Annotated in this window: 3 protein-coding genes and 1 pseudogene; all 4 read right to left on the bottom strand. The window is 54.6% G+C overall.

The genetic code is table 11. The features are described 5' to 3' along the window. A partial coding sequence (locus tag MoGM_RS00600) for a CobD/CbiB family cobalamin biosynthesis protein (RefSeq protein WP_146078597.1) occupies positions 1-549 on the bottom strand: 549 nt, incomplete at its 3' end. Positions 550-672: 123 nt separating this feature from the next. Continuing rightward, positions 673-1,707, bottom strand: a complete 1,035-nt coding sequence (locus MoGM_RS00595) for a threonine-phosphate decarboxylase (RefSeq protein ID WP_104368300.1) — start codon at positions 1,705-1,707, stop codon at positions 673-675. Between the two features lie 109 nt (positions 1,708-1,816). Then, positions 1,817-3,337: a cobyric acid synthase gene (locus MoGM_RS00590; RefSeq protein WP_104368299.1), complete on the bottom strand. Its 1,521-nt coding sequence runs from the start codon at positions 3,335-3,337 to the stop codon at positions 1,817-1,819. Further along, positions 3,334-3,495, bottom strand: a pseudogene (locus MoGM_RS00585) (ATP:cob(I)alamin adenosyltransferase); the annotation flags it as partial. The pseudogene MoGM_RS00585 and the gene MoGM_RS00590, both read right to left, overlap by 4 nt.

The raw sequence follows: 3,495 nt of genomic DNA, 5'->3' as shown, positions 1-3,495 counted from the left end.
GTTTATCATCTTATACGCCATCATACCTGGCACACCGAGCAGCAAATACCAGAAAAGAGGAGCCACCACACCGTCGCTCAGGTTCTCGGCAAGGGTTTCAAGAGCGGCCGTACGCACTTCTTGGGCGGTCAGTTCCGACGTATCGCGCCCCACGATACGGGCCACCTGGCGGCGGCCGTCGTCAATAGAGCGGTCGAGAGCCGTGAAAACCGCACGTACCTCACGAACCAACGTAGTGCCCGCAAGGCAGTAAAACACAAGGACAGACCGCACGGCAATTCCGGCGACGGGCGACAACAGGTCGGCAAGTGCCGTCAGCCACCACACCGATATAAATACCGCCGCCACGAGAAACACAGCCATCAAGGCACCCGCAATACGGCGGTTATACCCCCGCCGGTTGAAACGCCGCTCGCAACGGGATACCATCCGGCCGAAAAGCACAACGGGATGCGGCAACCAACGAGGATCGCCAAGCGTCAAATCAAGCGCCCAACCGATCACCACGGGGGCAAAAGCACACATTATTATATATATATGGTCTGTCATACCAAGTTGTGTTTAATATGTAACAACTGTCGTTTCGAAGAGAAATAGTTGCCGGTTCCCAATGTAATTATTCTTTTTTCGTAATGTAATCATTGTTTTTTCGATAAAGAAGGAAACCCCATTCTATGAATGGATAGTCCTTTTCCGAGGAGTGGTATGTGTGGAAACGAACTTCCTTACAGCCTCAACGAGCGATGCATTATCCTCTCGCGAGCGGGCGGCCACCCTGAAATATCTGCCGTCAAGCCCTGTGATGTTCGAGCAGTCGCGTATCAACATGCCGTATTCGACGGCAAGAAATTCTTTCAGTTCGGCCGCCGTGGCATCAGAAACGCGGCACAACATGAAGTTGGCAGATGTGGGTAAGACGTCTATTCCGTCAATTGCTGCCAGCTCCGAACGCAGCACCGAGGCATCCGCAAGATAAGAACTAAGGTCGGGAATGACGGAGCCTCCGTCACGCAGCAGATACATTCCTGCCTCTATCGCCAGAGCGTTGACAGACCACGGATGGCGGAACGCCCGAAGACGGCCTATCATCCCGGCACTTGCCGTGACATATCCGAGACGCAATCCCGGTATGGCAAAGGTCTTTGTCATAGAGTGGAGAAGTATCACTCCCGGCATACGCAAAGCCTCCGGGACACACAGCAACGGTTCTGTGGTATAGTCTTCGTATGACTGATCAATGACGGTCACTCCGCCCATGCCGCATATCCGCCGCATGTAATCAACACCGAGAACTTCTCCCGTGGGATTGTTGGGGTTGCAAATCCAACGAAGGATGTCGCCAGGAGCGTCAAAAGCGGCATCCGCCTCGGCATAGCCGAACATCCGGCAGGCATCCTCATACTCGCTGAACGTGGGGCGACGGACGGCATACCGGCTCATATTCCGATAAGCACGGGCTATGAGATAGATAGCCTCCGTGGCTCCGTTGGTCACCATAACGCACTCACTTGGTATGCCGATACTGTCAGCAAGCATCCTTTCGAGTGTGTAAGGCTCCGGTTCGGGATAAGCACTTATCACGTCGAGACGGTCTGACAGATAAGCCTTCAACCCGTCAAGATTTGCCGAATAATAAATATTCGAACTGAAATTCAACTTAATCCTGCCGCCGTAGCGGTACATATCATCACCGTGTCCTTCTATCATCTCCTTGTCCCCGTATCCCGTTTAAGCGGTTTATATATCCTGATTTACAAATCACCACATTATGCCTGACAAACACCAATATTACGCCAAACAAACATTTATATGCCGTTCAATCGGCATTATATTTTCCTTTAAGTATCCCATATACCTTATCCATGTCCACATTACGGCGCACATGGTCGGCAAGCAGGTCGTATTGCCCGTTCTTGAAAGCCTCATAATCAAATGGACGTTCGGTCCGCTCAGTCTTCGACGCATGCGGAGCGAGAACGAAATCCACGAAAGCGGCATTGTCGAGAATGCCGTGCAGATATGTACCCATGCACTTGCCGTCCACAAAACAACCGTCTGCCGAACCATCATCAAGCGCTGCCAGAGGCACCGCCGAAGCATCATCGGCAATCGCCGTGGCACCCATGTGTATCTCGTAGCCGTGCATTCCGATATCCGACATACCGCAGGCCACAGCCCCGTTCATCGTGAAATCCACCCGGCGGGTTATCTTTCCCGATGTCATTGTGGTACTGACGGGCAGCAGTCCCAGTCCGGGCACACGCCCGATATCGCCCTCCACGCCGTCGGGGTCGAGCACTTCGCGCCCCATCATCTGAAAACCTCCGCATATCCCGAGCACGGTGGCGCCATTACGGCGCGCCGTCCTAATGGCATCCGCCACACCATTGCGCCTCAACTCACACAGGTCGTCTATCGTACTCTTAGTGCCGGGCAGTATTACTATGTCGGCTTTCTCTATATCGGCGGTGTTATTGGTATAGAAAAGATGCACACGGGAATCGTGCTCGAGAACATTGAAGTCGGTGAAGTTGCTCAAATGGCGCAACAGCACAACCGCGACGTTCACCCGCCCGTGCATGGCAGACATCGACTTGCGGGCCAACGCCACGCTGTCTTCCTCCTCGATGTATATGTCTTTATAGTAAGGGATGACCCCGAGAACGGGCACTCCGCACAAATCTTCTATCATCCTGATGCCCGATTCGAACAGCCGGATGTCTCCCCGAAACTTGTTTATGATGATACCTTTGACCAGCCGCCGCTCCTCGGGACGAAGCAGGGCAATGCTTCCGTATACAGAGGCGAACACTCCGCCACGGTCTATGTCGGCCACGAGAATGACATCGGCACCCGCATGGGCGGCCATCGGCAGGTTGACGAGGTCTATATCCCTGAGGTTCAGCTCGGTCATGCTGCCCGCTCCTTCCATGACCACGGGGTTATAACGGGCAGCGAGACGGTCGAACGCCTCGCATACGGCAGCCTTAAGCTCAGCCCTACCCTCACGACGGAAATACTCCGAGGCACTGCGTGTGCCCACCGGCCGACCGTTAAGCACCACCTGCGACGTGTGGTCCGACTGTGGTTTGAGCAGCAGCGGGTTCATGTCCGTATGGCAATCCACTCCGGCGGCCTCGGCCTGCACGGCCTGCGCACGGCCGATCTCCAAACCATCGGGCGTGGCAAACGAGTTGAGAGCCATGTTCTGCGCCTTGAACGGTGCCGGCGTATACCCGTCTTGAAGGAATATACGGCAGAAAGCGGCGGCCACGACACTCTTTCCCACGTCGCTGCCTGTGCCGGTAAACATTATCGGATGCAGTCTTTCTTTCATCTGTTCACATTGTTTTCCGTTGCCTGTCGCGGCGTATATTCCACCGACAGGGCAAACAACCAGTCGGACAACCGGTTCATAAACACCAATATCCCGCCGTCTATCGTAGCCGTGCGGGCAAGCGAAACCAGCCGGCGCTCGGCGGTACGGGCTTGCGT

This window comes from Prevotella sp. MGM1 (genome assembly GCF_002933775.1).
In the GTDB taxonomy this organism is placed as follows: Bacteria; Bacteroidota; Bacteroidia; order Bacteroidales; family Bacteroidaceae; genus Prevotella.
The sequence above is the reverse complement of the archived record's forward strand: the minus strand, read 5'-3'. Positions and strand labels throughout refer to the sequence as shown.